General features: G+C 69.6%; 25 protein-coding genes. 23 read left to right on the top strand and 2 right to left on the bottom strand.

The window, feature by feature from the left end:
- The 3 genes from ACIBNA_RS28830 to ACIBNA_RS28820 form a co-directional block, all read left to right on the top strand.
- The coding region (locus ACIBNA_RS28830; RefSeq protein ID WP_399168103.1) for an integrase core domain-containing protein at positions 1-100 on the top strand (100 nt) is incomplete at its 5' end.
- Positions 101-138: 38 nt separating this feature from the next.
- Positions 139-1041 carry a tRNA (adenine-N1)-methyltransferase gene (locus tag ACIBNA_RS28825; RefSeq protein WP_141570853.1) on the top strand — a complete coding sequence of 301 codons (903 nt, stop codon included), beginning with the start codon at positions 139-141 and terminating at the stop codon, positions 1039-1041.
- 343 nt (positions 1042-1384) lie between these two features.
- Positions 1385-1963, top strand: a complete 579-nt coding sequence (locus tag ACIBNA_RS28820) for a hypothetical protein (protein ID WP_399168096.1) — start codon at positions 1385-1387, stop codon at positions 1961-1963.
- Between the two features lie 58 nt (positions 1964-2021).
- On the opposite strand, the gene ACIBNA_RS28815 is transcribed toward ACIBNA_RS28820, so the two are convergent.
- Positions 2022-2327: a ferredoxin gene (locus ACIBNA_RS28815; protein WP_399168095.1), complete on the bottom strand. Its 306-nt coding sequence runs from the start codon at positions 2325-2327 to the stop codon at positions 2022-2024.
- Positions 2328-2573: 246 nt separating this feature from the next.
- On the opposite strand from ACIBNA_RS28815, the gene arc reads away from it, so the two are divergent.
- From arc to prcA, 5 genes are all read left to right on the top strand, one after another.
- On the top strand, positions 2574-4340 hold the full coding sequence (gene arc, locus ACIBNA_RS28810) for a proteasome ATPase (protein WP_399168094.1): 1767 nt from the start codon (positions 2574-2576) through the stop codon (positions 4338-4340).
- A 234-nt stretch (positions 4341-4574) separates the two neighbouring features.
- Positions 4575-6086: a depupylase/deamidase Dop gene (dop, locus tag ACIBNA_RS28805; protein WP_399168093.1), complete on the top strand. Its 1512-nt coding sequence runs from the start codon at positions 4575-4577 to the stop codon at positions 6084-6086.
- A gap of 178 nt (positions 6087-6264) precedes the next feature.
- Complete coding sequence (locus tag ACIBNA_RS28800; RefSeq protein ID WP_019757212.1) at positions 6265-6483, top strand: ubiquitin-like protein Pup; 219 nt, start codon at positions 6265-6267, stop codon at positions 6481-6483.
- Positions 6484-6819: 336 nt separating this feature from the next.
- A complete protein-coding gene (gene prcB / locus ACIBNA_RS28795) occupies positions 6820-7665 on the top strand; it encodes a proteasome subunit beta (RefSeq protein WP_399168092.1) in 846 nt (281 codons plus the stop codon).
- 69 nt (positions 7666-7734) lie between these two features.
- A complete protein-coding gene (gene prcA, locus ACIBNA_RS28790) occupies positions 7735-8511 on the top strand; it encodes a proteasome subunit alpha (RefSeq protein WP_381039476.1) in 777 nt (258 codons plus the stop codon).
- 457 nt (positions 8512-8968) lie between these two features.
- Here prcA and ACIBNA_RS28785 read toward each other — a convergent pair whose 3' ends face one another.
- Entirely contained in the window at positions 8969-10027 is a 1059-nt protein-coding gene (locus ACIBNA_RS28785; protein ID WP_399168091.1) for a LacI family DNA-binding transcriptional regulator, read from the bottom strand.
- 46 nt (positions 10028-10073) lie between these two features.
- Between ACIBNA_RS28785 and ACIBNA_RS28780 the strand changes: the two genes are divergently transcribed.
- The 15 genes from ACIBNA_RS28780 (at position 10074) to ACIBNA_RS28710 (ending at position 25199) form a co-directional block, all read left to right on the top strand.
- On the top strand, positions 10074-11333 hold the full coding sequence (locus ACIBNA_RS28780) for an MFS transporter (protein WP_399168090.1): 1260 nt from the start codon (positions 10074-10076) through the stop codon (positions 11331-11333).
- 9 nt (positions 11334-11342) lie between these two features.
- Complete coding sequence (gene pafA / locus ACIBNA_RS28775) at positions 11343-12704, top strand: Pup--protein ligase (RefSeq protein WP_086564699.1); 1362 nt, start codon at positions 11343-11345, stop codon at positions 12702-12704.
- Positions 12705-12834: 130 nt separating this feature from the next.
- Positions 12835-13836: an FKBP-type peptidyl-prolyl cis-trans isomerase gene (locus ACIBNA_RS28770; RefSeq protein WP_399168089.1), complete on the top strand. Its 1002-nt coding sequence runs from the start codon at positions 12835-12837 to the stop codon at positions 13834-13836.
- A 61-nt stretch (positions 13837-13897) separates the two neighbouring features.
- Entirely contained in the window at positions 13898-14269 is a 372-nt protein-coding gene (locus ACIBNA_RS28765; RefSeq protein ID WP_010045336.1) for an FKBP-type peptidyl-prolyl cis-trans isomerase, read from the top strand.
- 129 nt (positions 14270-14398) lie between these two features.
- A complete protein-coding gene (locus tag ACIBNA_RS28760) occupies positions 14399-15376 on the top strand; it encodes a helix-turn-helix transcriptional regulator (RefSeq protein WP_399168088.1) in 978 nt (325 codons plus the stop codon).
- An 18-nt stretch (positions 15377-15394) separates the two neighbouring features.
- On the top strand, positions 15395-16465 hold the full coding sequence (locus ACIBNA_RS28755) for a helix-turn-helix transcriptional regulator (protein WP_399168087.1): 1071 nt from the start codon (positions 15395-15397) through the stop codon (positions 16463-16465).
- Positions 16466-16625: 160 nt separating this feature from the next.
- Complete coding sequence (locus ACIBNA_RS28750) at positions 16626-16919, top strand: hypothetical protein (RefSeq protein WP_274815154.1); 294 nt, start codon at positions 16626-16628, stop codon at positions 16917-16919.
- Positions 16920-16963: 44 nt separating this feature from the next.
- On the top strand, positions 16964-17158 hold the full coding sequence (locus ACIBNA_RS28745; RefSeq protein WP_399168086.1) for a hypothetical protein: 195 nt from the start codon (positions 16964-16966) through the stop codon (positions 17156-17158).
- A 259-nt stretch (positions 17159-17417) separates the two neighbouring features.
- Positions 17418-17702, top strand: coding sequence for a Sec-independent protein translocase subunit TatA (gene tatA / locus ACIBNA_RS28740; protein WP_274815152.1), 285 nt, complete (start codon positions 17418-17420; stop codon positions 17700-17702).
- Positions 17703-17749: 47 nt separating this feature from the next.
- Complete coding sequence (gene tatC, locus ACIBNA_RS28735) at positions 17750-18703, top strand: twin-arginine translocase subunit TatC (RefSeq protein WP_399168085.1); 954 nt, start codon at positions 17750-17752, stop codon at positions 18701-18703.
- A gap of 209 nt (positions 18704-18912) precedes the next feature.
- Complete coding sequence (locus tag ACIBNA_RS28730; protein ID WP_399168084.1) at positions 18913-21759, top strand: DEAD/DEAH box helicase; 2847 nt, start codon at positions 18913-18915, stop codon at positions 21757-21759.
- Between the two features lie 396 nt (positions 21760-22155).
- A complete protein-coding gene (locus ACIBNA_RS28725) occupies positions 22156-23796 on the top strand; it encodes a sensor histidine kinase (protein ID WP_399168083.1) in 1641 nt (546 codons plus the stop codon).
- The gene (locus ACIBNA_RS28720) at positions 23793-24200 is read left to right on the top strand and encodes a roadblock/LC7 domain-containing protein (RefSeq protein ID WP_031141974.1); all 408 of its coding nucleotides are present in this window, start codon (positions 23793-23795) and stop codon (positions 24198-24200) included. The genes ACIBNA_RS28725 and ACIBNA_RS28720 overlap by 4 nt, the downstream gene beginning before the upstream one ends.
- Positions 24197-24598, top strand: coding sequence for a DUF742 domain-containing protein (locus ACIBNA_RS28715; protein ID WP_399168082.1), 402 nt, complete (start codon positions 24197-24199; stop codon positions 24596-24598). The genes ACIBNA_RS28720 and ACIBNA_RS28715 overlap by 4 nt, the downstream gene beginning before the upstream one ends.
- Positions 24579-25199: an ATP/GTP-binding protein gene (locus ACIBNA_RS28710; RefSeq protein ID WP_274815145.1), complete on the top strand. Its 621-nt coding sequence runs from the start codon at positions 24579-24581 to the stop codon at positions 25197-25199. The genes ACIBNA_RS28715 and ACIBNA_RS28710 overlap by 20 nt, the downstream gene beginning before the upstream one ends.
- Positions 25200-25237 lie beyond the last annotated feature (38 nt).

Raw genomic sequence — 25237 nt, 5'->3', positions numbered from 1 at the left:
CGACTGGCTGGACTGGTACAACTACCACCGACCCCACACCGGCATCGGCGGCCAAACCCCAGCCAGCCGCGTCACCAACCTGTCCGATCAGCACACCTAGTGGTCGGAGGCCCCCTCAGGTGCCGGTAGGCTGGTCACATGTCCGAACCGACCGGTGCCGCCCGCAGGCGCGGGCCCTTCAAGGTCGGGGACCAGGTACAGCTGACCGACCCCAAGGGCCGCCACTACACGTTCACGCTCGAGGCCGGGAAGAACTTCCACACCCACAAGGGTTCCTTCCCGCACGACGAACTGATCGGCGCTCCCGAGGGCAGCGTTGTCCGCACCACAGGAAACGTCGCCTACCTCGCGCTGCGCCCCCTGCTCCCCGACTACGTCCTGTCCATGCCCCGCGGGGCAGCCGTCGTCTACCCCAAGGACGCGGGGCAGATCCTCGCTTTCGCCGACATCTTCCCCGGCGCCCGTGTCGTGGAGGCCGGCGTCGGCTCCGGCTCGCTCAGCAGCTTCCTGCTGCGCGCCATCGGCGACCAGGGCATGCTGCACAGCTACGAGCGCCGCGCGGACTTCGCCGAGATCGCCCAGGCGAACGTGGAGCGCTACTTCGGCGGCCCGCACCCCGCCTGGCAGCTCACCGTCGGCGACCTCCAGGACAACCTGTCCGACACCGACGTGGACCGCGTCATCCTCGACATGCTCGCCCCCTGGGAGTGCCTGGAGGCCGTCTCCAAGGCGCTGGTCCCCGGCGGCATCCTGTGCTGCTACGTGGCGACCACGACCCAGCTCGCCCGGACCGTCGAGTCCATCCGCGAGATCGGCTGCTTCAACGAGCCGACCGCCTGGGAGACGATGATCCGCAACTGGCACATCGAGGGCCTGGCCGTCCGCCCGGACCACCGGATGATCGGCCACACCGGCTTCCTGCTCACCGCCCGCCGCCTCGCCGACGGCGTCGAGCCGCCCATGCGCCGCCGCCGCCCCGCCAAGGGCGCCTACGGCGAGGACTACGCCGGCCCCAACGCCGACGGCGGCACCGGCCGCTGAGACGGCCCGCCGTCACACACAACGCGCAGGCGCCGTGGCGGAGTTCCCGGACCCCATCCGAACTCCGCCACGGCGCCTTACTGTTGCCCCCGGGTTGCCGCGGCGGGTGAACCGGCGCGTGTCCCCCTTCACCTGAAACAGGCCCTCCGCGGCCCGCCTTGCCGACGTGACGCGGGCCGGCAGCGGCCCGCGCCGGCACGTGCTCGCTGGCACGGCGGCAGGAAGCGCAACCCTTCTGACTCCCCGGTGCGAGAGGCGCACACCCCGCCGTTCCCTCGTGGTGTGACGTGTGGCACCATGCTGGCCACCCCACCACCGGCACAGCCCTCAGGAGACACTCCTAGTGCAGCCTTCCGCCGTCCCGGAGCTCGCCCACACCCACACCCGCCCCATCCATTGGCTCGCGACCGCCACGGCCGTCGCCGGCGTCGTGGCCCTCTCCTCGTTCCTCCAGCCGGGCGCGGCCACGGCGGCCCAGCCGTCCGCCCCCGAGACCACAAGCGCTCCGGCGAACGCGGCTGCGCCCGATCCGGCCGCGGTGGAGTTCCCCATCGAGTGCGGCCCGGTGAAGGCCGTGGTGAAGAAGAAGGCTTCCGGCGACCTCGACGGCGACGGCAATCCCGAGACGGTGGCCGTGGTCCACTGCGACTCCCCGATGGGCACCCCGCCGGACGGTGTGTACGTCCTCACCCGGGGCGGCGACGGCGGCGAACCGCGCGTGGTGGCGACCCTGCTCGACCCCAAGGACGGCACCACCGTCAGCGACTTCGCCGTACGCGACGGCGCCGTCACGGCCACGCTCCTTGGCTACTCGTCGGCCGATGTGCCGCGTTGCTGCCCCGATGTGCACAGCGACGTGAAATGGCGTTGGCAGAGCGGCGCGTTCGTGCGCTCCGCACCGGCCGGTGCCCGCAGCGTGTGAGGCCCGTGCACTCCATCTGTGAGATATCAGATAGTGGTAACGGAGCGTAGAGAAGTAGTCACTCTGCGTCTGGCCCGTAGACCTCGGCGCTGTCCGAAACTCGACGCACGTGAATGCACTCGCCCGGACACTCCTTCGCCGAGTCGATCACGTCCGTGAGAAGCGGCAGCGGAACGGGCGTTGCCGCGCCCTTGGCCTGGAGCAACTCGTCGTCGGCGCTCTTCACATAGGCCAGACCGTCGATGTCCAGCTCGAACACCTCGGGCGCGTACTGGGCGCAGATGCCGTCACCGGTACACAGGTCCTGGTCGATCCAGACCTCCAGCGCCTCGCTGTCGACCCCGGCCTCCTGCTGCACGCTCATGTCTCCTGCCGTTTCATACGTCGAGCCGGGTCGGGAATCCGGCCAGCTCTGACGGGTGTTGAACGCTTCGACCCTACCTCCGGCTGGGTTCCAATCATGTTCGCTGGGTATTCCCCTGGCGTGAGGGAGAGCGCAAGGGTGAAGATCGGACACACCCCGACCGTCTTTGTGATCTAGGGGTTTCAATCGACACCCGCCCAGGTAGGGTCTGGAAGCGTCCAGCTCCCCTTGGAGGAGGTGAGGACCGTGGCAGCCCACGACGACGACATGAACCGCGGCATCCGCCCGGGACGCGGGTCCGACGACCCGGCCGGGCAGATCGCCTATCTTGAGCAGGAGATCGCCGTCCTGCGACGCAAGCTCGCCGACTCTCCGCGACACACGAGGATTCTCGAAGAGCGGATCGTCGAGCTGCAGACCAATCTGGCCGGCGTGTCCGCCCAGAACGAGCGACTCGCCAACACGCTCCGTGAGGCCCGTGACCAGATCGTGGCCCTCAAGGAGGAAGTCGACCGGCTCGCACAGCCGCCTGCCGGCTTCGGCGTCTTCCTGACGGCGAACGAGGACGGCACCGCCGACATCTTCACCGGCGGCCGCAAGCTCAGGGTGAACGTCAGCCCAAGCGTCGAGCTCGACGAGCTCCGGCGCGGCCAGGAAGTGATGCTCAACGAAGCGCTCAACGTGGTCGAGGCCATGCACTTCGAGCGCGTCGGTGACATCGTCACCCTCAAGGAGATCCTCGAGGACGGCGAGCGGGCCCTGGTGCTCGGGCACACCGACGAGGAGCGGGTGGTACGGCTCGCCGAGCCGCTGCTGGACGTGAACATCCGGCCCGGTGACGCCCTGCTGCTCGAACCCCGTTCCGGCTATGTCTACGAGATCGTTCCCAAGAGCGAGGTCGAGGAACTCGTCCTCGAAGAGGTCCCCGACATCGGCTACGAGCAGATCGGCGGTCTCGGTGGCCAGATCGAGGCCATCCGCGACGCGGTCGAGCTCCCGTACCTCTACCCGGACCTGTTCAAGGAGCACGAACTGCGGCCGCCGAAGGGCGTCCTGCTGTACGGGCCCCCCGGATGCGGAAAGACTCTGATCGCCAAGGCCGTGGCCAACTCGCTGGCCAAGAAGGTCGCAGAGGTGACCGGCCAGGCCGCCGGCAAGAGCTTCTTCCTCAACATCAAGGGCCCCGAGCTGCTGAACAAGTACGTCGGTGAGACGGAGCGGCAGATCCGCCTCGTCTTCCAGCGGGCCCGTGAGAAGGCCAGCGAGGGCACACCCGTCATCGTCTTCTTCGACGAGATGGAGTCCCTCTTCCGCACCCGTGGCTCCGGTGTCAGCTCGGACGTGGAGAACACCATCGTCCCGCAGCTGCTCGCCGAGATCGACGGTGTGGAGGGCCTGCAGAACGTGGTCGTGATCGGTGCCTCCAACCGTGAGGACATGATCGACCCGGCCATCCTGCGGCCCGGCCGGCTGGACGTGAAGATCAAGATCGAGCGTCCGGACGCCGAGGCGGCCAAGGACATCTTCGGCAAGTACCTCACCGAGCGCCTCCCGCTGCACGGCGACGACCTCGCCGAGCACAGCGGATCCAAGGCATCCACGGTCCAGAGCATGATCCAGACGGCCGTCGAACAGATGTACGCGGAATCCGAGGAGAACCGCTTCCTGGAGGTCACCTACGCCAACGGCGACAAGGAAGTCCTCTACTTCAAGGACTTCAACTCCGGCGCCATGATCGAGAACATCGTGGGCCGCGCCAAGAAGATGGCGATCAAGGACTTCCTCGAGAAGAACCAGAAGGGCCTCAGGGTCTCCCACCTCCTCCAGGCCTGCGTGGACGAGTTCAAGGAGAACGAGGACCTGCCGAACACCACCAACCCGGACGACTGGGCCCGGATCTCCGGAAAGAAGGGCGAGCGGATCGTGTACATCCGTACGCTCATCACCGGAAAGCAGGGCGCGGACACCGGACGCTCCATCGACACGGTGGCGAACACCGGTCAGTACCTGTAAAAGGCAGGGCGGCTGCGGGTGCCCTCGGCGGGTACCCGCAGCCGACTGTTTTTCAGGCCACGGCTGGAGCAACGCAATGACGCAAATGATCTCCCCACCAGCGCAAAGGCGTTCTAGGCTCTTGCGTACCGCCGAGTCGCGCAGTGCGGGGACGGGCACCGCACACGCAACCGAGCGCCAGCGGTATCTGAGTGGCGCCCACGACCGAGGGCGCCGCCGGGCAAGGAGGGCCGCATGACCGTACGGCGAGTAATGGGCATCGAGACGGAGTACGGAATCTCCGTCCCCGGCCACCCCAACGCCAATGCCATGCTCACCTCGTCCCAGATCGTGAACGCCTACGCGGCGGCGATGCACCGGGCCCGCCGGGCCCGCTGGGACTTCGAGGAGGAGAACCCGCTGCGGGACGCCCGAGGCTTCGACCTCGCCCGCGAGGCCGCCGACTCCAGCCAGCTCACCGACGAGGACATCGGCCTGGCCAACGTGATCCTCACCAACGGCGCACGGCTCTACGTCGACCACGCACACCCCGAGTACAGCGCCCCCGAGGTCACCAACCCGCGGGACGCCGTCCTCTGGGACAAGGCCGGCGAGCGGATCATGGCGGAGGCCGCGGAACGGGCCGCCCAGCTGCCCGGTGCCCAGCCGATCCACCTGTACAAGAACAACACCGACAACAAGGGCGCGTCCTACGGCACGCACGAGAACTACCTGATGAAGCGGGAGACCCCCTTCTCGGACATCGTGCGCCACCTCACGCCGTTCTTCGTCTCCCGCCAGGTCTTCACCGGCGCGGGCCGCGTCGGCATCGGCCAGGACGGGCACGAGCACGGCTTCCAGCTCAGCCAGCGAGCCGACTACTTCGAGGTCGAGGTCGGTCTCGAGACGACGCTCAAGCGCCCCATCATCAACACCCGCGACGAGCCGCACGCGGACGCCGAGAAGTACCGCCGTCTGCACGTGATCATCGGCGACGCGAACCTGTCGGAGATCTCGACGTACCTCAAGCTCGGGACGACCTCCCTGGTCCTGTCGATGATCGAGGACGGCTTCATCGCCGTCGACCTGGCCGTCGACCAGCCCGTCCGCACCCTCCATCAGGTCTCGCACGACCCGTCCCTGAAGCGCCTGGTCACGCTGCGCAGCGGCCGTACGCTCACGGCGGTCCAGCTTCAGATGGAGTACTACGAGCTCGCGCGCAAGTACGTGGAGGAGCGGTTCGGGGCCGACGCCGACGACCAGACCAAGGACGTCCTCTCGCGCTGGGAGGACACCCTGACCCGCCTGGAGCACGACCCGATGAGCCTGGCCGGCGAGCTGGACTGGGTCGCCAAGCGGGAGCTCATGGAGGGCTACCGGCGCCGGGACGACCTCGACTGGGACGCGGCGCGGCTGCACCTGGTCGACCTCCAGTACGCCGACGTACGGCCCGAGAAGGGCCTGTACAACCGTCTGGCGGCCCGCGGGCGCATGAAGCGGCTGCTGGACGAGGCGGACGTGGAGCGGGCCCGTACGGCGCCGCCCGAGGACACGCGGGCGTACTTCCGCGGCCGCTGCCTGGAGCAGTACGCGGACGACGTGGCGGCGGCCTCCTGGGACTCGGTGATCTTCGACCTGCCGGGCCGGGACTCCCTCCAGCGCGTTCCAACCCTGGAACCGCTTCGCGGAACGCGTAATCACGTCAAGGAGCTGCTGGACCGCTGCCGCACCGCGGAAGACCTGGTCAGGGTCCTGTCGGGAGGGTGAGCGCGCAACGCGGGTACTCGGGAGGGGCCCGCCGGACAGGGTGGAAAAGCCCAGGTCCGGGAATCATCGAGGTGGTCCCCGTACGTTGGAGCAACTGCGGGGCCATTGTCAGACCCGGCGAGTAGGGTCTGATCTTGACCGAGCAACTGTGTCGGGCGAACCGAGCGGGGTGAGGGATATGGCGACCAAGGACACCGGCGGCGGACAGCAGAAGGCCACCCGGTCCACCGAGGAGGTCGAGGAGCAGGCGGCGGAGACGCAGGCTTCCGAGGACCTCAAGGAGCGTCAGGAGAAGCTGAGCGACGACGTGGACTCGGTTCTGGACGAGATCGACGACGTCCTCGAGGAGAACGCCGAGGACTTCGTGCGCTCCTTCGTTCAGAAGGGTGGCCAGTAAGGCTCCTGTGCCTTCAATCCGAAGGTGAATGGGGTGCACGGGTGACGGACGGGCGGATCGCGGAGCGCTGTGCGCGGGGCACTGAGTGATGTGATTGCTTCGCGTGCGGCGCTCCGGGCGTCGGTGGCGTCCGGAGCCCGGCGGCCCGCCTGCATGTGTGCGGCGGGAAGTGGGGCGTCGCTCCGGCGGAGTTGGTCCCGCCGGGCATGTGGATCACCGCCGAAGGACGGGTAGGGTCCGAGGCATACCGTGCCCCCGGTCGCAACCGGACCGGGGTTGTTCCAAGGATCGGCCCGACGTCACAGGGCGGGCTGTCGCATACGTGGAAGGAATCGCGTGGAAGCCAACACTCGTAGCACCGGGCGTCTACCAGCTGCCTTCCTGACGCCAGGGTCTGCCTCCTTCATGGACTTCCTGTCCGATCACCAGCCCGAACTGCTGCCGGGCAACAAGAAGTTGCCGCCGGTGCAGGGCGCGATCGAGGCACCGCACGGCACGACGATCGTGGCCGTGACGTTCCCCGGCGGCGTCGTGCTCGCCGGTGACCGGCGGGCCACCATGGGCAACGTCATCGCGCAGCGGGACATCGAGAAGGTCTTCCCGGCCGACGAGTACTCGGCCGTGGGCATCGCCGGTACGGCGGGTCTGGCCGTGGAGATGGTGAAGCTGTTCCAGCTGGAGCTGGAGCACTTCGAGAAGGTCGAGGGCGCGCAGCTGTCGCTGGAGGGCAAGGCGAACCGGCTGTCGACGATGATCCGGTCCAACCTCGGCATGGCCATGCAGGGCTTGGCCGTCGTGCCGCTGTTCGCCGGGTACGACGTGGACCGGGAGAAGGGGCGGATCTTCTCCTACGACGTCACGGGCGGGCGCTCCGAGGAGCAGGGTTACGCGGCCACGGGTTCCGGTTCGATCTTCGCTCGCGGCGCGATGAAGAAGCTCTTCCGGGAGGACCTGAGCGAGGCCGAGGCCACGACGCTCGTGGTCCAGGCACTCTACGACGCGGCAGACGACGACTCGGCGACCGGTGGTCCCGATGTCGCCCGCCGGATCTATCCCATCGTCACCGTGATCAGCGAGGACGGCTTCCGCCGGCTCTCCGAGACCGAGTCTTCCGAGATCGCGCGCTCGGTTCTGGAGCGGCGTCTGGAGCAGCCCGACGGTCCGCGGGCCGCGCTGCTGTGAGCGGCGGGCTGTCTTCATGAGGGTGGTCCAGTGAACCGACGGAATCTTCAAGAGAGGGACGGATAACCGGTGTCGACGCCGTTCTATGTCTCACCCCAGCAGCAGATGGCCGACCGGGCGGAGTACGCCCGCAAGGGCATCGCCCGTGGTCGCAGCCTGGTCGTGCTGCAGTACGCCGACGGCATCGTGTTCGTCGGTGAGAACCCGTCCCGTGCGCTGCACAAGTTCAGCGAGATCTACGACCGGATCGGCTTCGCGGCCGCCGGCAAGTACAACGAGTACGAGAACCTGCGGATCGGTGGTGTCCGCTACGCCGACCTGCGGGGTTACACCTACGACCGGGGCGATGTGACGGCCCGGGGCCTGGCGAACGTGTACGCGCAGACGCTGGGCACGATCTTCTCGAGTGTCGGGGAGAAGCCGTACGAGGTGGAGCTGGTCGTCGCCGAGGTCGGGGAGACGACCGAGCAGGACCAGATCTACCGGCTGCCGCATGACGGCTCCATCGTGGACGAGCACGGCGCGGTCGCGGTGGGGGGCAACGCGGAGCAGATCAGCAGCTACCTGGACCAGCGCCACCGGGACGGCATGACGCTGGCCGAGGCGCTGAAGCTGGCGGTGCAGTCCCTGTCCCGTGACACCAACGGCAGCGAGCGCGAGATTCCCGCGGAGCGGCTGGAAGTGGCGGTGCTGGACCGTACGCGACCGCAGAAGCGCAAGTTCAAGCGGATCAGTGGGCGCCAGCTGAGCCGGCTGCTGGAGGCGGATGGGGCGACCACGGCGTCGGAGGCCGAGGCGGATGCGAACGCTGAAGCCGAGGCGGAGGCGTCCGGCGACAGCGAGTAATCGTCCATGACCGCGCGGGTGCCTCCGGCGGTTGAGCCGGGGTGCCTGCGGCGGCCTGCGCGGGTGCGGCGGGGGTGCGTGCCTTCGCCTGCGCGCGGGTTGTGGGTCGGGGCCGCGTCGGGGGTGCCCGTCCTCGGAACGGCGCGATGGGGTCGGATACCGACTGACTGTCCGTTGACGCGCCAACCGCTGCGGGCGGACACCCCCCGACACGTCCCCTTCTCGCCGTAGGCGGGTGCGGGCGGGGCTCGGCTGAGCTGCCGCCACAGGCCGCAGCGCTGCGGGCCGCCGGTGCCGCCCTAGCTGCGGGCCGTCGTGCCGCGGGGGCGATGGGGGAGTTTGGCGCAGCGGCACCCCGCTCCGCCGGGTTGCGGATCCCCCTGCCCCGGTAGCTGCTGGCGGCACCTCGTTCCGCCGGGCTCGGACCCGTCCCGGCCCCGGCACCAGCGCCGAGCGCCTACGGCGAACCCGGTGGTGCCGTAGAGCCCCGTACCACCAGCCGTACCGGGATGTCCCCGCCCTCGGGCTCACGGCCCGCCAGGACGGCCAGCAGCGCCCGCATGCCCCGTTCACCGAACAGCTCGGCGTCCAGGCGGACCGTCGTCAGCTCCGGGTCGATCGCCGTGGCCAGGGCCAGATCGTCCAGGCCGGTGACCGACAGGTCGTCCGGGACGCGCAGCCCCAGGCGGCGAGCCGCCTTGTACATGCCGGCGGCCAGTTTGTCGTCGTCGCAGACCACGGCGGTCGGGCGGGGGCCGGGCTCCGAGAGCGCGGTTTCGGCCGCGGCCACCGCGCCCTCGATGGAGATCGGTGAGCGGGCCGTGCTGACGGAGGTACCGGGCACCTCGGCCAGGCGAGCCGCCAGCTCCCGGGCGCGTACCTCGAAGGTCCAGGACGGTACGTCCGCCGCGAGGTGGAGGAAGCGGCGGTGGCCGAGGGACAGCAGGTGTTCCGCGACCTGGCGGACACCGTCGGCGATGTCCAGGTTCACCGTCGCCGCCCCCAGGCTTCCGGCCGGGTCGCTGTCCAGCATCACCAGGGGCAGTGCCTCGCCGCGGATCGCGCTGAGCGCGTCCGCGGCCATGGAGGAGGCGATGACGCCGTCCAGAGCGGCCTGGGCCGAGGCGAAGGGGTCACGGGCGGGGCCGATGCCCTCGGGGGAGGGATAGAGGACCACGCCGAATCCGTGCTCGGCGGCGACGCGAGCCGCGCCCGTGTAGACGCCGGCGAAGAACTCGGTGGTCAGCGCCGGGACCACCAGGAGGACCGTGCGGGTGCGGCCCAGGCGCAGGTTGCGGGCGGCCAGGTTCGGGCGGTAGCCCAGGTCGCGGGCTGCCTCGCGGACCCGCTGAGCGGTCGACTCCGAGACGCGGCCGCGCCACTTGTCCCCGAGGACCAGGGAGACCGCCGCCTGGGAGACGCCGGCGGCCTGGGCGACGTCCCGGCTCGTGGGTCGAGTGCTGCCTCGTGCCACTGTCGGGCCGCTCCTTCGTCTGGACTCGTGAACAGCGGCCATGGTACGTATGGGAGCCGACGTTATACGTAAAACCTAGGGCGGGGACATGGCTACGGGATACCTGGAGATCCTTCGGGCGCGACACGCCGCCCGGCTGCTCGTCGGCACGCTCGTGGGCCGGCTGCCCAATGCCACGGCGGCCATCGCGATCCTGCTGTTCGTGCGGGCCGAAGGTGGTTCGTACAGCCTCGCGGGGGCGCTGGCGGGCGTGTACGGCGTCGCCAACGCCGTGGGGCAGCCGGTGCTGGGCCGGCTCGTGGACCTGCGCGGGCAGCCACGTGTGCAGCTGCCGGCGGCCGTCCTCTCCGGGCTCGCCATGGCCGTCTTCGCCTTCTGCGGGATCGGGTCGCTGCTCCTCGCCTATGCCGCCGTGGCCGCTGCCGGGCTCTTCGCGCCGCCCCTGGAGGGCGGGCTGCGGGCTCTGTGGTCGTCCGTCCTCCGCAAGGAGGAACACGTGCACACCGCGTACGCCATGGACGCCGTGGCCCAGGAGGTGATGTTCACCGTCGGGCCGCTGCTCGTGACGCTGTGCGTGTCCCTGTGGTCCGCCCAGGCCGCACTGCTCGTGCTGAACGTGGTCGGGGTGCTGGGGGCGCTGTCCGTGGTCGTGTCGCCGCCCTCGCGCGCGTGGCGGTCGGCGCCGCGCGAGGCGCACTGGCTCGGCGCGCTGCGCTCGGCGGGGCTGGTTGCGCTGCTGGCGGCGTTCCTGTTCATAGGGATGGCGCTCGGGTCCATCACCGTCGCCTCGGTGCCCTACGCGGACGAGCACGGCGGCGACGTCGTGTACGGCTGGCTGATGGCGGCTCTGGGGTTCGGGGCGCTGGTCGGCGGCTCCGTCTACGGCGCCCGGCAGTGGGCCGGTGAGCCCGCGCGGCGACTGCGGGTGCTGGTGGCCCTTCTGGTGGTGTGTTACCTCCCGCTGATGCTCATGCCGGACGCCGCGCCCATGGTGGCGCTGACCGCGCTTGCCGGGGTCTTCCTCGCGCCCGCCATCGCCTGCGCGTTCGTCCTGGTCGACCGGCACGCGCCGCGCGGCACGGTCACCGAGGCGTTCTCCTGGCTGGTGACCACGTTCACCGTGGGCCACTCGGTCGGAACGGGCGTCGCGGGGCCCGTCGTAGAGGCGGGCGGGGCCCTGTGGGGCTTCGCCGTGCCGGGTGCCGCAGGTGGCGTGTCTCTGCTGGTTTTGACCGCCACGGGGCGGGTACTCGCAGCTCCCGGTGGGGGAGCGGTGGTTGCCGCCGGTTCGGAAAATGATCCAAACCGTGCCGTCGAACCCCGTTTCAGTTCAGGGGATCGGGCGTAATGTTCCCTCATGGACCGCCGCATTTTCGGGCTGGAGAACGAGTACGGCGTCACGTGCACGTTCAGGGGACAGCGCCGCCTGTCTCCTGACGAGGTGGCGCGGTACCTCTTCCGCCGTGTCGTGTCATGGGGCCGCAGCAGCAATGTCTTTCTGCGAAACGGCGCCCGCCTCTATCTCGACGTGGGCTCACATCCGGAATACGCCACACCGGAATGTGACAACGTGATCGAACTGGTCACCCACGACAAAGCGGGCGAGCGCATTCTCGAAGGACTCCTGGTGGACGCCGAACGACGCCTGCACGAGGAGGGAATCGCGGGCGACGTCTACCTCTTCAAGAACAACACCGATTCGGCGGGCAACTCCTACGGTTGCCACGAGAACTATCTGGTCGCCCGGCACGGGGAGTTCTCCCGGCTCGCGGACATTCTGATTCCGTTCCTGGTCACACGGCAGTTGCTGTGCGGCGCGGGCAAGGTGCTCCAGACGCCGCGCGGTGCCGTGTACTGCGTCAGCCAGCGGGCCGAGCACATCTGGGAGGGCGTCTCCTCGGCGACGACCCGCTCCCGGCCGATCATCAACACGCGTGACGAGCCGCACGCGGACGCCGAGCGCTACCGCCGCCTGCACGTCATCGTGGGCGACTCCAACATGTCCGAGACGACCATGCTGCTCAAGGTCGGCGCCACCGACCTGGTGCTGCGCATGATCGAGGCGGGCACGGTGATGCGGGACCTCACCCTGGAGAACCCGATCCGGGCGATCCGCGAGGTCAGCCACGACATCACCGGCCGCCGCAAGGTCCGCCTGGCCAGCGGACGCGAGGCCTCCGCCCTGGAGGTGCAGCGCGAGTACTACGAGAAGGCCGTGGACTTCTGCGAGCGCCGCGGCATCCGCACCGGCACCGTGGAGCAGGTCCTGGAGCTGTGGGGCCGCACCCTGGACGCGATCGAGACCGAGGACCTCGACCGCATCGGCACCGAGATCGACTGGGTCATGAAGTACAAGCTCCTCGAGCGCTACCGGGCCAAGCACAACATGACCATGTCGCATCCGCGTGTCGCGCAGATAGACCTCGCCTACCACGACATCCACCGCCGTCGTGGCCTGTACTACCTGCTCGAGAAGAAGGGCCAGGCGGCGCGCGTCTGCAACGACTTGAAGATCTTCGAGGGCAAGTCCGTTCCGCCGCAGACCACTCGGGCCCGGCTGCGCGGCGACTTCATCCGGCGTGCCCAGGAACAGCGCCGTGACTTCACGGTCGACTGGGTTCACCTCAAGCTCAACGACCAGGCCCAGCGCACCGTGTTGTGCAAGGACCCGTTCCGTTCGGTGGACGACCGGGTGGAGAAGCTGATCGCCGGAATGTGAGGAAATGCGCCGGCGGGGAAATCGCCGGAACGCCACACGGGCGCCGTACGTTACAAGTACGGCGCCCTGCTCACGCCGTAGAGTTGCGCGCACGCCATCAACGAGATCGACCGATTACGAGGCCCCCACAGTGCGCCGACGCTCACTTCTCATCTCCGTACCCGCTGGACTTGCCACGCTCGCCGCCTGCGGCGACGACAAGTCCGACTCGAGCAAGGCCAGCGACAGCCCGTCGCCCTCGCCGTCGGCCCCGTCCGCGGCCCCGCCGCCGAAGATCGTCGACGGTCCGCTGCCGGCGGTCACCGCGGGCACGAAGTTCGACGAGAAGCCGACGATCGCCAAGGGCAGCTCAGAGCCGTCGAAGCAGCTCGCGGTGAAGACCCTGGTCGCGGGCAGCGGCAAGACCATCGCGGAGAACGACTTCGTCGTCGCGCACTACCTGGGCCAGGTCTGGAACACCGCCAAGGTCTTCGACAACTCCTACGACCGCAAGGCCCGCCTGGCCATCCAGCTCGCCCAGGGCCAGATCATCGACGGCTGGCGGTACGCGCTGGCCGGCAAGAAGGCCGGCAGCCGCGTCGAGATGGCCGTCCCGCCCACCTGGGGCTACGGCTCGCAGGGCAACCCGCAGGCGGGCATCAAGGGCACCGACACCCTGGTCTTCGTCGTCGACGTGCAGGACACGTTCAACGCCAAGAGCTCCGCCAAGGGCAAGGAGGTCCCGCAGGACAACGCGGACCTGCCCAAGGTCGGCACCAACACCGACGGCAAGGCGCCCTCCATCGAGGTGCCCAAGTCGGCCGCGCCGAAGAAGCTCGTGGCGGAGTACGTCCTGGAGGGCGACGGCGAGGAGGTCGCCGCCGACGAGAGCGTCCTCGTGCAGTACAAGGGCGTGCTGTGGGACGGCGGCAAGGAGTTCGACTCGTCGTACGCCAACAAGCAGCTGGTGTCGTTCTCGCTCCAGCAGGTCGTCAAGGGCTGGGCGCAGGGCCTGACCGGCAAGAAGGTCGGCAGCCGCGTCCTCATCGTCATCCCGCCGGAGCTGGGCTACGGGGACAAGCCGCCGCAGGGCAGCGGCATCAAGAAGGACTCCACGCTGGTCTTTTCGGTGGACATCCTCGCGAAGCTGTGACGCGCGTGGGATGTAAGACTGTGCGTGTTCGCCTTTCCGTAGACAAGCAGGAGCGTTAGACGTGAGCATCGACAAGCCCGAGATCGACTTCCCGGGCGGCGAGCCCCCGGCGGACCTCGAGATCAAGGACATCTGGGAAGGCGACGGCCCGGTCGCGCAGGCGGGCCAGACCGTCACCGTGCACTACGTCGGTGTCTCCTTCAGCACGGGCGAGGAGTTCGACGCCAGCTGGAACCGCGGCACCCCCTTCCGCTTCCCGCTGGGCGGCGGCCGGGTCATCAAGGGCTGGGACCAGGGCGTGCAGGGCATGAAGGTCGGCGGCCGCCGCCAGCTGACCATCCCCGCCCACCTCGCCTACGGCAACCAGAGCCCGTCCCCTCTGATCAAGCCCGGCGAGACGCTGATCTTCGTGGTCGACCTGCTCGGGGTCTGAGCAGGATCCGAACAGACTCGATCACGTGGGGTCCATGCCTGTTCGGGCATGGGCCCTCGGCTTTTGCCGGGCCACCGTGGAGCGGTACGGTCGTCGTCGTCAAGCACCATAGGGAGGCGAAGCGCGTCGATGGCCATTGCCAAGGCCGAGCGGCTGATGAATCTGGCGCTGTGTCTGCTCGGGACGCGGCGGCCGCTCAGCAAGCGCGAGCTGCGCGACTCCATCGAGGCCTACGTCGAGGCCTTCGGCCCGGGCAACGGCGCGGGCGGCAACGACGACTCCTTCAACCGCATGTTCGAGCGCGACAAGGACGACCTGCGCGAACTCGGACTGGTCATCGAGACCGTCGAGAGCCTCGACGGCGAGGTCGGCTATCTGGCCCGCCGTGACAGCAACCGCCTCCCGCCCATCACCCTGGACGCCGAGGAGGCCGCCGCGCTCGGGCTCGCCGCCAAGGTGTGGCAGCAGGCCCGGCTCGCCGGTGCCGCCAGCGGCGCCCTGCAGAAGCTGCGCGCGGCGGGACTCCCCGAGGACGTCGACCCCTACGGGTCGCACGGCGCGCTGGAACCGCGCATCCCCGTGCACGAGGCGGCGTTCGAGCCGCTGATGCTCGCCTGCCGGGACCGCCGGCCCGTGGTGTTCGACTACCGCAAGGCCACCGCCGTCCGCCCCGAGCAGCGGCATGTGGAGCCGTGGGCGCTGGAGTGCTGGCGGGGCCACTGGTACCTGGCGGGCTGGGACCGCGACCGGGGTGCCGAGCGGGTCTTCCGGCTGTCCCGGATCACCGGCAAGGTCCGCTCGCGCGGCGGCCGGTACACCGCTGACGTGCCGGACGTCGTCACGGTCCGTGAGACCGTCGCGAGCTGGGCCGGGGAGATCACCGACCGCTCGGCGCGGATCCGGCTGCGCTCGGACGCGGGCTACCCCCTTCGGGCGAAGGCCACCTCCGTACGGGAACTCGGTGACGGCTGGGACGAGTTGGAGATTCCGTACGGCCATGGGCTGGACGCCTGGCTGGTGGAGTTCGGGCCGGACGTGGTCGTCCTGGAGCCGGCGGAGCTGCGGGCCGACGTGGTGGACCGGCTACGGGCCGTGGCCAAGGGCTGAGGGGGAGCGGACGAGACAGTGGCAGGCAAACCGGTCAGGCCCGTGAACGCCATCGACCAGACCAGACGCATGCTCTCCCTGGTGACGTATCTGAGGGAGCGTCCCGGGGCCCGGGTCGAGGACGTCGCGCGCGCCTTCGGCATCACCGAGGACGAGCTGGTCTCCGACCTCGACGTGCTGCCCATGTGCGGCACCAGCTTCCGCGGCGGCGACCTGCTCGACATCGACACCGACGGCGAGCGCATCTGGTGGCACAACCCGGCCGCCCTCGCGGCGGAGGCGGCCGAGCCGCTCAGGCTCGCCGCCGACGAGGCCACCGCCCTGCTCGTCGCCGCCCGGGCCGTGGCCACGCTGCCCGGACTGCGCGAGAGCGACCGGCAGGCGCTGCTGCGGGCGACGGCCAAGGTGGAGGCCGCGGCCGGCGAGACGGCGGGCGCCAGCGCGCGGCTGTCGGTGACCTTCGAGTCCGAGGGCGGGGTCTTCGCGGACGTCGACCGGGCGATCGCCGAGCGCCGCCGGCTGTGGATCCGCTACTACTCGCCCGCGCGCGACGAGGTCACCGAGCGGGAGATCGACCCGATCCGCCTGGTCAGCGTCGGGCACACGTATGTCGAGGCCTGGTGCCGCCGCTCGGAGGCGCGTCGCACCTTCCGGCTCGACCGGGTCGCCGAGATCAAGATCCTCGACGAGCCGTCGGCGCCGCCGGAGATCGAGCTGCGGGACCTGTCTCAGGCGCTGGTGCAGCCCGCGGCCGAGGACCCGGAGGTCGTGGTCGAGGTCGGGCCCGGCGGCCGCTGGGTCGCCGAGTACTACCCGCACGACAGCGCGGATGAGCTCGCGGACGGCGGGCTGCGTATCACCCTGCGGACCCCCGACCCGGCGTCGCTGCGGCGCCTGGCGCTGCGGCTCGGGCGCGACGGCCGCATCGTGTCGCCGCCCGAGCTGACGGACAGCGCCCGGCAGGCGGCCCGCGAGGCGCTGGCGGCGTACGACGGGATCGACGCGGTGGCAGCGGCCGACGGGGTGCAGGCGGCCGAGGTGCGCGGGCCGCACGCGGTGGCGGACGCGGCGGAGGGCGGGCGCGAGTGAGCCGTGGGTGCGCACGGCGGCGACGGCAGGTCAGCGCCGTCCCCCGACACCGCCGTGGTTCCGGGTCGCGGACCTGGTCGACGTCGCCGGTGAGCCGGTTCGCGCCGGCGCCGGCCGGGTGCCCCGAAGGCGAACGACCCGAGAAAGAGGAGCGAGGGCTGTGAGCGAGTCGGCGACGTCCGGTGCGCGGGGCGTGACGGTGGAGTCCGCGTTCGCCGGTATGACAAGCGTCTCCCCGGTGCTGTTCAAGGCGGGCTGCCCGGACTGCCGTGGACGCTTCGAGCTCACCGCGGGCGCCCTGCGCCTCGCCATCGGCGCCACCAGCCGCACCACCTTCTACTCCTTCACCTGCCCGGAGTGCGGTGCGTCCGTCCGCAAGCCCGCGGGGGAGCGGATCGTGGAGCTGCTCACCGGCGGCGGTGTGCGGACCCTGCGGCTGCATTCGACCCTGTAGGGGCCTGACCGTTTGACGTTCCGGAAGGGTCTAGGCTCGGCGTCATGTTCTGGCCGATGTTCGCGATTGCCGTGGGATTCGTGGGTCTCGCCGTGCTCGGGGTGCTCGCCGTGCGGGTCTTCGTCGAGGCACAGCGCCTGGGCAGCCAGGTCACGGACTCGGCGCGCCGTATCAGCCGGGCCGCGGAGGACCTGGAGCGGGCGACGGAGAGCGCGGCCCGGTCCGTGGACGCCCTGTGAGCTGTCCGGCGGGCGGCTGTGAGTCGGGCTTTGGGACACTTCGCCCTGTCACCTCCGCGGTTCGGACAGGTACGCTGCTGGTCGCGGCCCGGTTAACGAGGCACTGGCCGCGGACGGGAGTACGCACAGGGGATGCAGAGGGATTGCCTCACGTTTACCCCTGAGCGTTACGATCGCTGTCAACACGATCGTTCGGACACATGTCCGACCGGTCGGACAGCACCCCACCACAGCCGCCTCGGTGAGAAGGTAAAGACTTATGTTCGGAAGGCTCGGAGCCCCCGAGATCATTCTCATCCTCGTCGTCATCATCCTGCTGTTCGGCGCGAAGAAGCTTCCGGACATGGCTCGGTCGCTCGGCAAGTCGGCCCGCATCCTCAAGAGCGAGGCCAAGGCGATGAAGGACGAGAACAAGTCCTCCACGACCCCGGCCGGCCCGCCCGACAACGACGAGCAGCCCTCGCAGCGCACCATCCAGGCCGCCCCCGGTGACGTGACCAGCTCGCGCCCGGTCAACGAGCCGACGGACACGACCAAGCGCTGACGCAGTGCCGGTGACCTCCGGCCTGCCGCACGAGATGGGAACGTGGGTTGCTGAAGTCTGCCCGCAAGCAGGAGAAGGATCCGGAGGGGCGGATGCCCCTCGCGGAGCACCTTCGCGAGCTCCGCAACCGGCTCGTGAAGAGCCTGCTCGCAGTCGTTGTCGCGACAGTCGTCGCCGCCTTCTTCTACAAGGACATCATCCAGTTCTTCACGGATCCCATCCTTGATGCGGTGGGATGCCAGTACAGCTTCGCGGAGCTGGCGAAGGGCACCGAGGAATCCCAGTGCGCGCGGATCGTCCAGAACGGTCTGCTGAGCCCGTTCACCCTCGCTCTCACGGTCTCGCTGTCCTCGGGTGTGGCCCTCGCAGCTCCGGTGTGGCTGTACCAGTTGTGGGCCTTCGTGGCGCCAGGCCTGCACCGGCACGAAAAGAAGTACTCCCTGGCCTTCGTGGCCGCGGGATTCCCGCTGTTCATCACGGGGGCGTACTTCGCCTACTGGTCGCTGCCCAAGATGGCGTCCGTGATGCTCGAGTTCGCGATCATCGGCAGCGACAACCAGCTTCCCCTTGATGATCTCCTGCAGCTGATCATGCGGATGATCATCGTCTTCGGCCTCTCCTTCGAGCTGCCGTTGCTGCTGGTCATGCTGAACTTCGGCGGCGTCCTCTCCGGCAAGAAGATGGCCGGCTGGTGGCGTGGCATGATCATGGGCATCACCTTGTTCGCCGCGATTGCCACCCCCAGCACCGACCCGATCTCCATGCTTGCCCTGGCGGGCCCCATCTGGGTTCTGTACTTCGGTGCGTGCGCAGTCGCCCTCGCGAACGACAGGCGGCGTGCCCGTCGCGAGGCGGCGGGGCCGGCCGACGACGAGGCCTCGGAGCTTGATCTGACCCCGGAAGACGTCGGTGAGGTAGAAGCCGTGACGACTGCGCCTGCCCTGCCGAAGCAGGCGGACACCACCCGAGAACGCGTGAACGGCTACGACGACGTCACATAGATGTCGAAGCCTGGTTTTGCGTTGATCAGGACGAAGCGACGAGGAGGTGCCCCCACCCAGGCAAGGGTGGGGGCACATGCACGCGATGGCGCCGCTCTCGGTCGTCCACTGCAGGCCCTTGGGTGCACGGCGTCAGCGGCGGCTGCGGCCGGCGCGGTGCCCACGAAGCCCACTTCTGCGCGGCTGCCCGCCGCTCAGTGATCCGGATAATGATCGTCCTGTTGTCAGTGCGGCCCGGTACGCTCGAAAGCACGATGACAGAGGATCTCTCACCGGCCGAGCGGTACGCGGCAGCCCGCAAGCGCGCTGCCGAGCAGGCCACCGCGCTCGCCTCCTTCCGCGAGATGTACGACTTCGGCCTCGACCCCTTCCAGATCGAGGCCTGCCAGGCGCTCGAGGCGGGGAAGGGCGTGCTGGTCGCCGCGCCCACCGGCTCCGGCAAGACGATCGTCGGCGAGTTCGCCGTCCACCTCGCCCTCCAGCAGGGCAAGAAGTGCTTCTACACGACGCCCATCAAGGCGCTGTCGAACCAGAAGTACGCCGACCTGTGCCGCCGCTACGGCACGGACAAGGTGGGCCTGCTCACCGGCGACAACAGCGTCAACTCCGACGCCCCGGTGGTCGTGATGACCACCGAGGTGCTGCGGAACATGCTGTACGCCGGTTCGCAGACGCTCCTGGGCCTCGGCTACGTGGTCATGGACGAGGTGCACTACCTCTCCGACCGCTTCCGGGGCGCCGTATGGGAAGAGGTGATCATCCACCTCCCCGAGTCGGTCACGCTCGTCTCGCTCTCGGCTACCGTGTCGAACGCCGAGGAGTTCGGCGACTGGCTCGACACGGTCCGCGGCGACACCGAGGTGATCGTCTCCGAGCACCGGCCCGTGCCGCTGTTCCAGCACGTGCTGGCGGGGCGGCGGATGTACGACCTCTTCGAGGAGGGCGAGGGCCACAAGAAGGCCGTCAACCCCGACCTCACGCGCATGGCGCGCATGGAGGCGACCCGGCCGTCGTACCAGGACCGCCGGCGCGGCCGGCAGCGCGAGGCCGACCGCGAGCGTGAGCGCAGACAGCGCTCCCGGGTGTGGACGCCGAGCCGGCCCGAGGTCATCGAGCGGCTCGACGCCGAGGGGTTGCTGCCCGCCATCACCTTCATCTTCAGCCGCGCCGCCTGCGAGGCCGCCGTCCAGCAGTGCCTGTACGCGGGCCTCAGGCTCAACGACGAGGAGGCGCGCCACCGGGTACGCGCGCTCGTCGAGGAGCGCACGGCGTCCATCCCGCACGAGGACCTGCACGTCCTCGGCTACTACGAGTGGCTGGAGGGCCTGGAGCGCGGCATCGCCGCCCACCACGCGGGCATGCTGCCGACCTTCAAGGAGGTCGTCGAGGAGCTGTTCGTGCGCGGCCTGGTCAAGGCCGTGTTCGCGACCGAGACCCTCGCCCTCGGCATCAACATGCCCGCCCGTTCGGTGGTGCTGGAAAAGCTCGTCAAGTGGAACGGCGAGCAGCACGCGGACATCACCCCGGGCGAGTTCACACAGCTGACCGGGCGGGCCGGACGGCGCGGCATCGACGTCGAGGGCCACGCCGTCGTGCTCTGGCAGCGCGGCATGAACCCCGAGCACCTGGCGGGCCTGGCCGGCACGCGCACGTATCCGCTGCGGTCCAGCTTCAAGCCGTCGTACAACATGGCGGTCAACCTGGTCGAGCAGTTCGGCCGGCACCGCTCGCGCGAGCTGCTGGAGACGTCGTTCGCGCAGTTCCAGGCGGACAAGTCGGTCGTCGGCATCTCCCGGCAGGTGCAGCGCAACGAGGAGGGTCTTGAGGGCTACAAGGCCTCCATGACCTGCCACCTCGGCGACTTCGAGGAGTACGCGCGGCTGCGCCGCGAACTGAAGGACCGTGAGAACGAGCTGGCCCGGCAGGGTGCGGCACAGCGGCGCGCGGAGGCCGCCGTCTCGCTGGAGAAGCTGAAGCCCGGAGACGTCATCCATGTGCCCACCGGCAAGTACGCGGGCCTGGCGCTGGTGCTGGACCCGGGCCTGCCCGCGGGCCGTTCGAACGGCCACCGCGGTTTCGAGCACCACGACGGGCCGCGCCCGCTGGTGCTGACCGCCGAGCGGCAGGTGAAGCGGCTGGCGGCCATCGACTTCCCGGTGCCGGTCGAGGCGCTGGAGCGGATGCGGATCCCGAAGTCCTTCAACCCCCGTTCACCGCAGTCCCGTCGGGACCTCGCGTCCGCGCTGCGCACCAAGGCCGGGCACATCCCGGCCGAGCGGCACCGCAAGCGGCGCTCCCAGGCGGCCGACGACCGCGAGATCGCCCGGCTGCGGACGGCGCTGCGCGCGCATCCCTGCCACGGGTGCAACGACCGTGAGGACCACGCCCGTTGGGCCGAGCGCTACCACCGGCTGCTGCGGGACACCTCGCAGCTGGAGCGGCGCATCGAGGGCCGTACGAACACGATCGCGCGGACGTTCGACCGGATCGTGGCGCTGCTGACCGAGATGGACTACCTGCGCGGCGACGAGGTCACCGAGCACGGCAAGCGGCTCGCGCGGCTGTACGGCGAGCTGGACCTGCTCGCCAGCGAGTGTCTGCGCGAGGGCGTCTGGGAGGGGCTCGGCCCGGCCGAACTGGCCGGGTGTGTCTCGGCGTTGGTGTACGAGGCGCGCGTCGGGGACGATGCGCTGGCGCCGAAGCTGCCGTCGGGCAAGGCCAAGGCCGCGCTGGGCGAGACGGTGCGGATCTGGGGGCGGCTGGACGCCCTTGAGGAGGAGTTCCGGATCTCCCAGACCGAGGGTGTCGGGCAGCGTGAGCCGGACCTGGGGTTCGCCTGGGCCGCGTACATGTGGGCCTCCGGGAAGGGGCTCGACGAGGTGCTGCGCGAGGCGGAGATGCCGGCGGGGGACTTCGTGCGGTGGTGCAAGCAGGTCATCGATGTGCTGGGACAGATCGCGGCGGCGGCCCCACAAGGGTCTTCGGTGGTGAAGAACGCCCGTAAGGCCGTTGATCTGTTGCTGCGGGGAGTTGTCGCCTACTCGTCGGTGGGGTGAGCTGTTGCGCGGGTGCCGGTTGGTCGTGGTTGCTCGCGCCCACGCGGCGGAGCCGCAAATCGACACGGCCCCGCGCCCCTGAAGCAGCGTTGTACTGAAGCCCGTTCACCCATCACGGTGAACGGGCTTTCGTATGCCTGTTCGCTATTACGCGCCGTGTTCGAACGATGTCGCAGCGTGTAAAAGGTTGAGCGTACTATCCCTTCGCGACCGGTTTCCGGCAGTTGCTGAATATGACATGGCGATGATCCGGTCGGACTAAGCTCGCCCGCAGCGCACCGGCTTGAGATGAATTCGTGCGCTCGTTCCCCAATGTGCGGAAGAGTCCTACAGCTTCATGACATACCCCCTTGCAAGTCCTTCCGAACCCCAGCCGACTCCTTTCAGAAGGCCCACATGGTGAGTGTTCAATCCCCTCCCGGTCGCGCTGAACTGCCCTACGCGCGACTGCTGCTGCTGCCGGCCATAGTGATGGCCGCGGCCACCGGAGCCGCTGTCGCCCTGGTGACGGCGCCGGCCCGGCTCGCCGTCGGCTGGTGCGGTGGCATCGCCACCGTGCTGGTGATCGCGGCGGCGGCCGAGGCGGTGCGCCGCGGCCGTGCCCTGCGCAAGCAGCGGGCCGAGCACGCCAGGCACAGCACGCATCTGGAACAGCGGATCGCCGCCCACGAGAACGAGTTGGTCCGCTTCTCGAGGGAGATCATCCCCGCGGCGCTCCAGCTGCTGAGCACCGGACAATCCCCCAGGGAGGTGATTCGCAAGCTCGGCGTGGCCAACCCCGAGTACCGCGACCTCCCCGCCCCGCAGGCCGAGACACTGCTGGCGGTGCTCAAGATCGTCGATCGCGAAGTGACCATGCGCGACGCCGCCGCGCGCTCCTTCGTCAGTGTCGCCCGCCGTGTCCAGGCGATCATCCACCAGCAGGCCGAGGAGCTCCGGGAGATGGAGGAGGACCACGGCCGCAACCCCGAGGTCTTCGACGACCTGCTGCGCATCGACCACGGCAACGCCCTGATCGGCCGCCTCGCCGACTCCGTCTCCGTCCTCGGCGGCGGCCGCCCCGGACGGCAGTGGCCCGAGCCGGTGTCCCTGTACAGCACGCTGCGCGGTGCCATGTCCCGCATCCTGGAGTACCGGCGCATCCAGCTGTCCTCCATCGCCAAGGTCAGCGTCAAGGGCATCTACGTCGAGCCGGTCATCCACGCCGCCGCCGAGCTCCTCGACAACGCCACGCGCTACTCGCCGCCGCAGACGAAGGTGCACGTCACCGCCACCGAGGTGCAGACCGGCGTCTGCATCGAGATCGAGGACGGCGGTGTCAACCTCAACGAGGAGGCACGCGCCCGGATCGAGGGCATGCTGGAGGCCGCCAAGGCGGGCGTCGACCTGCAGGACATCGGTGAGCACCCGCGCCTCGGCCTCGCCGTCGTGGGACGTCTGTGCACGGCGTACAACATGCAGGTCTCGCTGCGCGCCTCCGCGTACGGTGGCGTCCGCGCCATCCTCATCGTGCCGAGCGAGATGATCACCCACGAGCCCGGTGTCGGACTCGCCCACGGCATCGGCGCCACCGGCATCCCCATGACGGTCGGCATCCCCGAGGGGCCGAAGCGCACGCCCAAGAAGCGCCGCCCCACCAGCCCGCGCATCCCCGCAACGGTCTCCCTGGAGGACGACGACGTCCCCGAGGTCACCGAGTGGACGCCGAACGGCCTGCCACAGCGCCGCAGCCGGGTGAAGACGCCGCTCGCCGAGCGACTCGCCCAGCAGGCCGCCAACGAGAAGGCCGACCGGGAGGCCGCCGAACGGGGCGAGTACAACCCCTGGGCGACGCTGGAGCCCGAGCCCAAGCCCCTGCGCGACATGAACGCCCCCGACGCCCCCGGCAAGGGCCTCGAGGCCTTCTGGGAGGGGCTCAAGCAGGGCATCGAGCCCGGCACCCACCCGACCGACTTCATCCGGAACCCGACCAAGTACCTGCACCTGCTCAACGACCCGGCTCCCACCGAGGCCGACGACGAGGGGGACCTCAAGTGATCCAGCAGCGAGGCAACTTCGACTGGATGCTCAAGCAGCTCGCCGACGGCGTGCCGGGCATCGAGATGATCGTGGTGCTCTCGGCCGACGGTCTGCGCATCGCCCGCTACGGCGGCGAGCCCGACGCGGCCGACCGGGTCGCCGCGGCCTGCGCCGGCCTGCAGTCCCTCGCGGGCAGCGTCTGCCAGGAACTCACCGTCGGCGACGGCGAGATGAAGCTCGTCATGATCGAGATCGACCGCGGCTACTTCTACCTGATGAGCGCCGGAGCCAACGCCTTCCTCGCGGTGCTCTCCGACGTGCGGTGCGAACCCGGACGGATGAGCGCGATGATGCGCGATCTGGTCGTCCGGATCGGCGGCCATCTCACCAGTCCGCCCCGGCGGAACGGGCAGATCGTATGACGCCTCCGCAACGCCAGAGGCGCGATCCCGCCGTCCCGGATCCGCCCGCGCCCCAGGAGGGCGAGGGCAAGGTCAGGAATCCCGAGCGGATGTACGTGGTGGCCGGCCCGGACGGTGAACGGGCCGAGCTCGACCTGGTGACGTTAATCGTGGCGCGCGCCACGGACCCGCCGCCCTCCGCCTCTCCCGAGCAGGCGGCGGTGCTCCGGCTCTGCGCCGCCCCCCTGTCCGTGGCCGAGCTGTCGGCCTACCTCCACCTGCCGTTCAGCGCGATGGGCGTGCTGCTCACCGAGCTGCTGACGGCGGAACTGGTGCAGGCGCGCGCCCCGATCGTCCGCCAGCAACGCACCGACCGTTCCCTCCTCGAAGCGGTGATGAATGGACTTCAAAGGCTCTGACACCATCCCGGGCCCCCGGGCCGAGGACCAGTTGCCCCACACGGCGCAGGCCGCGGCCAAGATCGTGATCGTGGGTGGCTTCGGCGTCGGCAAGACGACCATGGTCGGCTCGGTCAGCGAGATCACACCGCTGACCACCGAGGAGACCATGACGCAGGCCGGCATCGGTGTCGACGACAACTTCGGTTCCGCGTCCAAGACGGCCACCACCGTCGCGATGGACTTCGGGCGGATCAGCATCACCGAGCAACTCGTGCTGTACCTCTTCGGCACACCCGGCCAGCAGCGCTTCTGGTTCCTGTGGAACGGCCTGTTCGAGGGCGCGCTCGGCGCGGTGGTGCTGATCGACACCCGTCGGCTGGAGGTCAGCTTCGATGTGATGGGGCGCCTGGAGGAGCGCGGCGTACCGTTCGTGGTCGCCGTCAACTCCTTCCCCGACGCCCCCCGTTACGCCATCGAGGAGCTGCGCACGGCCCTCGATCTCACGCCGGACATCCCGATCATCGAGTGCGACGCGCGGCGGCGGGCCTCCAGCCGTGACGTCCTGATGACCCTCATGCGCTTCCTGCACTCGCTCGCCATGACGGGCTCGCGCACCTGATCCCGTGTCCGCGCCCGCCCCATCTTGCCCCCGTACAT

The sequence above is a fragment of the Streptomyces sp. NPDC050164 genome, from assembly GCF_044459945.1.
In the GTDB taxonomy this organism is placed as follows: domain Bacteria; phylum Actinomycetota; class Actinomycetes; order Streptomycetales; family Streptomycetaceae; genus Streptomyces; species Streptomyces coeruleorubidus_A.
Note: the sequence above shows the minus strand (reverse complement) of the source record. Positions and strands in the feature narration are given on the sequence as shown.